Source organism: Kitasatospora sp. NPDC047058 (assembly GCF_040643935.1).
Taxonomy (GTDB): Bacteria; Actinomycetota; Actinomycetes; order Streptomycetales; family Streptomycetaceae; genus Kitasatospora.
In genome coordinates this window covers 1-4,907 of the sequence record NZ_JBEYVJ010000455.1, presented here as the reverse complement: position 1 = coordinate 4,907, position 4,907 = coordinate 1, and the positions used below count along the sequence as shown (strand labels likewise).

Sequence of the window (4,907 nt, the reverse complement as noted above, 5' to 3'; positions counted from 1 at the left end):
GCCACGGCCAAGGGGCGCAGCCGCGCCAAGGACGGGGCGCCGCCCGCGCCGCCCCAGTGATCGGGGGTGGCGGCATCGTGGCTCTCACCTACGCCCCGAAGTCGTCCTCCAGGTGGTGCCCGACCTCGTGCGCGACGGTCAGCACGGCGGGCAGATGTCCCTGGTACCACCAGGGCACGTCGATCACCGGGAACGGCAGCCGGGCCACCAGGTCCCGCCCGGCCCGGGTGTGGACGCCGCCGCGCGGCAGCAGTTCGCGGTACTGCTCGCCGCGGCGGTGGGCGAGCGGCGCGACCGTCCGGCTGAAGCCCGTCAACGGCGGCTCGCGGGGCGGCATCCGGCCGGCCGCCGCGTCCAGGGCGGGCCGGTACGCCGACCAGGCCAGCTCGTCCGCCACCTCCAGCCAGCGCCGGTGGGAGCGGATCTGCCGGAGCACCAGCTTGCCGCGGAAGAAGTCCCAGACGTGGAAAAGGTCCTGGACGAGCACCAGCAGCCCGCCGGCGTCCGACCCGCCCGCCCCTCCCGACCCGCTCGCGCCCTCCTCGACCGCCGCCTCCGCCCGTTCCACGGCCGGGGCGAGCATCGCCAGGACGGCGTCCACCTGGCTGCCGTGCCCGGGCAGCGAGGCGCCGGGCCGGGTGAGCAGCCGCCAGTGCCCGACGTCGGCGCGCAGCCCGGCCAGCGCCCGCCGGCCCTCCGCCCGCCGGCGCTCGGCCTGCTCCGGGGCCACGTCAGCCCGCGGCGGGCGGCAGCCCGGCGTCCGCCGGGCCGACGTCCTCCAGGACGGCGTCCGGGTCCTCCGCGGCCTCCTCCAGCAGCAGCGGCGGGACGGCCGCCCCGGCCAGCCCCCGGCCGGGCTGGACCGGCCCGTACTCGGCCTCGACCCCGCGCAGCCAGCGCTGCCGCAGCCGCACCACCCGGTAGAACGGCGTCACCGGCCCGGAGACCCACCGTAGGCCGAGGTTGCGGGACGCGGCCAGCGCGACCCCGCCCGCGAGGTCCGCCAGCCCCGGTGTCACCGCCCCGGCCGCGGCCGCGATCGAGAGTTCGGCCGCCGCCTCGCGCCCGGCGGCCACCAGCACGGTGCCGGACTCCGCCCGGGCGGCCTCCGTGACGGCCAGCAGCTCGCGCTCCCACCGTCCGAGCGCGTACTGCCGGACGAGCTCCCCGGCCAGCCGGCGCGTGTCGGCCAGGCCCCGAGTGGTGATCCCCCGGTAGACGACCAGCACCCCGGAGCCCGTCCCGAACCGGACCAGTGCCCCGGCCTCGGCCGCCGCGACCGAGGAGAAGGCCGGGTCGGTGGCCCCCGCCGCCTTGAAGCGCAGCTCCACCCCGCCGGCCGCGTCGTAGGTGTAGTCGCCCCGGCGGCCGGGCCGGCCCGGTTCCACGGTGACGCCCCGGGCGGCCAGGGTCCCCGCACTGCGCACCGCGTCACCCTGGGCGAGCAGGACGTCGCCGAGCCCGACCGGTTCGGTCAGCGGCCAGGTCGCCCACCAGTCGCGCCAGACGTCGGCCACTGCCGCCCGGTAGGCCCGGTAGACCTCAACCATCGACACCCGCCCGTGAGTCGGACCGCCAGAGGGCCTCCACGGTAGCAGCGGCCACTCGCCGACGGACCGTCACCATCCTTGCCGCACACGAGCGTTACAGCGGTGTGACCGCCTTCAGTACCAGCAGCAGCGCCACCGCCGCGTTGACCGCGCAGAGCGCCGACGCCGCCGTGCCGACCGCCGCCACCATCGCGGCCAGGCCCGCCGGGGTGTGCGCCGGCGGCCAGTTCCGCTCGGCGGGGACGGGGCCGAGCAGCGCGGCCACCCGCCGCGGCACCGGGCCGGGCGCGGCGGCCGGCGCGGCGAAGGCGGCGAACCCGGGCGCCGGGGCCCGGTGCGAGACCAGCGCCGCCCGGGCCACCGCGCGGGCCGTGATCCGCCGGTCGCCGACCGCCCGGGCCGACTCCTCGTCCGCCCACCGTTCCGCGCTGTACGCCACGGCGTGCTGCAGCGGCCGGAGGAACGGGTTGACGCAGCCGGCGAGTTGGGTGGCCAGCAGGTAGCGGTGGTGGCGGTGGTCCAGGTGCGCCCGCTCGTGGGCGAGCAGCGCCTCGCGTTCGTCGGCGGCCAGCCCGGCCAGCATGCCGGTGGAGACGACCACCCGCCCCGGGGTGCCGGGCAGCGCGTACGCGTACGCGGCGTCGTCCGGCAGCACCGCCACGTCGGCGTCGGGGAGCCGGGGGTCCAGCAGGTCGCGGCCGAGCGCCCGCCGGGCCCGGGACCGGACCCGCAGGTGCCGCAGCACCGTGCGCAGCCCGGCCACGACCACCACGGCCAGCAGGCAGATCGCCGCCGTCCCGACCGTCTCGTGGTACGGCAGCGCCGCCCGCACCTCCGGGTCGGACCAGCTGTCGGGCAGCGGGTTGCCCGGGATCTGGGCGGTGGTCACCACGCCGGTCAGCCCCAGGCACACCGCGCTGCACAGCGCCATCACCGCGCTGATCACGGTCAGCAGCCGGGCCGTCCCGCGCGGGTGCAGGTGCTGCTCGGCGAGGCGGGCGATCGGTACCGCGGTCAGCGGCAGGATGAGCGGGAGGAAGACGAAGACGCCCACGGTGCGTTCTCGGGTTCAGTTCTGGCGGTCGGGCGTCGACGGGTCGGCGGCGCTGTCCAGCAACGCCCGCAGCAGCTCCTCGTCGTGCGGGAGCAGGGCGGTGACGAAGCTGGCCAGCACCGCGTCCCGGTCCGGCTCGCCGTCGAGCATCCGGCGCATCCGCAGCGCCGCCAGCCCGGCGGCGTCGGAGTCGGCCTGCCACAGGTAGGCGCGGCCCGAACGCGTCCGGGAGACGGCGTTCTTGGCGTGCAAGCGGGAGAGGATGGTCATCACGGTGGTGTACGCGAGGTCGCCGTCCAGCCGTTCCTGCACCCATCCGGCGGTGGCCGGGCCGGGCGCCCGCTGGAGCACCGCGAGCACCTGCGCCTCCAGTTCGCCCTGCCCGCGCCGCCGGGCGCGCGGGTCCCCGGCCGCCGGGGCGTTGGTGTCCTCTGCCATGACCGCCATCCTAACGAGCAGGTAAAGAACCGTTGCACGGAGCGGCCGTTCGCGCGTGCACGGAGCGGCCGTCCGCACCTGCGCCGCCCGGCGGCCCGCGTGCTCAGTCCAGCGGCTGGCGCGCGTTCTGCCGCCGGTCCAGCTCGGCGATCACGGGGTGGTGCAGGTCGAACGCCGGGGACTCCGAGCGGACCCGCGGCAGCGTGACGAAGTTGTGCCGAGGCGGCGGACAGGAGGTGGCCCACTCCAGCGACCGCCCGTACCCCCACGGGTCGTCGACCGTCACCTTCTCCCCGTACCGGGCGGTGCGCCAGACGTTGTAGAGGAACGGCAGGGTGGAGATGCCCAGCAGGAAGGAGCCGATGCTGGAGACGGTGTTGAGCGTGGTGAACCCGTCCGAGGCCAGGTAGTCGGCGTACCGGCGGGGCATGCCCTCGGCGCCCAGCCAGTGCTGCACCAGGAAGGTGGTGTGGAAGCCGACGAAGAGCGTCCAGAAGTGGATCCGCCCGAGCCGCTCGTCGAGCATCCGCCCGTTGAACTTGGGCCACCAGAAGTGGAATCCGGCGAACATCGCGAACACCACCGTCCCGAACACCACGTAGTGGAAGTGGGCGACCACGAAGTACGAGTCGGAGACGTGGAAGTCGATCGGCGACGCGGCCAGCAGCACGCCGGTCAGCCCGCCGAACAGGAAGGTGACGAGGAAGCCGATCGTCCAGAGCATCGGCGTCTCGAAGCTCAGCGACCCCTGCCACATGGTGCCGATCCAGTTGAAGAACTTCACCCCGGTCGGCACCGCGATCAGCATCGTCATGATCGAGAAGAACGGCAGCAGCACCTGCCCGGTGACGAACATGTGGTGCGCCCAGACCGTGATGGACAGGCCGGTGATGGCGATGGTGGCCGCGATCAGGCCGGAGTAGCCGAAGACCGGCTTGCGGCTGAAGACCGGGATGATCTCGGTGATGATGCCGAAGAACGGCAGCGCGATGATGTACACCTCGGGGTGGCCGAAGAACCAGAACAGGTGCTGCCAGAGCAGCGCCCCGCCGTTCGCCGCGTCGAAGACGTGCGAGCCGAACCGGCGGTCCGACTCCAGGCAGAGCAGCGCGGCCGCCAGCACCGGGAAGGCGAACAGCACCAGCACCGCGGTGAGCAGGATGTTCCAGACGAAGATCGGCATCCGGAACATCGTCATCCCGGGCGCGCGGAAGCAGAGGATCGTGGTGATGAAGTTGACCGAGCCCAGGATGGTGCCGAAGCCGGAGAAGGCCAGGCCCATGATCCACAGGTCGGCGCCGAGGCCCGGGCTGTGCTCGGCGCTGTTCAGCGGCGCGTAGGCGAACCAGCCGAAGTCGGCCGCGCCGTCGGGGGTCAGGAAGCCGTACACCGCGATCAGCGAGCCGAACAGGTAGAGCCAGTACGCGAGCGCGTTGAGCCGGGGGAAGGCCACGTCGGGCGCCCCGAGCTGCAGCGGCATGATCCAGTTCGCGAAGCCGGCGAACAGCGGCGTCGCGAACATCAGCAGCATGATCGTGCCGTGCATGGTGAAGAGCTGGTTGAAGGTCTCGTTGGAGAGCAGCTGGAGCCCCGGCCGGGCCAGCTCCATCCGGATCAGCATCGCCATCAGGCCGCCGGCCAGGAAGAACAGGAACGCGGTGGTGATGTAGAGGGTGCCGATCCGCTTGTGGTCGGTGGTGGTCAGCCAGCCCACCAGGGCCCGGCCGCGCCGTCGGCGGCCGGCCGCACGCCAGCGGTCCAGCCGGGGCGTGCGCGACGGGTGCGGGCCCTGCTCCACGACGTCCTTCGGCAGAAGAGTCACGCGGCGCGCCTTCCGTGGTCGGGCCGGGCGGCGGCCGGCCCGA

The 4,907-nt window shown here is 74.3% G+C and carries 5 protein-coding genes; all 5 read right to left on the bottom strand.

The window, feature by feature from the left end; translation table 11 throughout:
- Positions 1 to 88: 88 nt before the first annotated feature.
- The 5 genes from ABZ885_RS35265 to ctaD all read right to left on the bottom strand — a co-directional run bounded on the left by ABZ885_RS35265 (position 89) and on the right by ctaD (position 4,804).
- Complete coding sequence (locus ABZ885_RS35265; protein WP_360198098.1) at positions 89 to 730, bottom strand: hypothetical protein; 642 nt, start codon at positions 728 to 730, stop codon at positions 89 to 91.
- Position 731: 1 nt separating this feature from the next.
- Positions 732 to 1,556, bottom strand: coding sequence for a hypothetical protein (locus tag ABZ885_RS35260; RefSeq protein ID WP_360198096.1), 825 nt, complete (start codon positions 1,554 to 1,556; stop codon positions 732 to 734).
- An 88-nt stretch (positions 1,557 to 1,644) separates the two neighbouring features.
- Positions 1,645 to 2,604 (bottom strand): M56 family metallopeptidase, encoded by a 960-nt coding sequence (locus tag ABZ885_RS35255; protein WP_360198094.1) that lies wholly within the window; start codon positions 2,602 to 2,604, stop codon positions 1,645 to 1,647.
- A 15-nt stretch (positions 2,605 to 2,619) separates the two neighbouring features.
- On the bottom strand, positions 2,620 to 3,042 hold the full coding sequence (locus ABZ885_RS35250; protein ID WP_360198091.1) for a BlaI/MecI/CopY family transcriptional regulator: 423 nt from the start codon (positions 3,040 to 3,042) through the stop codon (positions 2,620 to 2,622).
- A gap of 103 nt (positions 3,043 to 3,145) precedes the next feature.
- On the bottom strand, positions 3,146 to 4,804 hold the full coding sequence (gene ctaD / locus ABZ885_RS35245; RefSeq protein ID WP_360198100.1) for a cytochrome c oxidase subunit I: 1,659 nt from the start codon (positions 4,802 to 4,804) through the stop codon (positions 3,146 to 3,148).
- Positions 4,805 to 4,907: the final 103 nt, after the last annotated feature.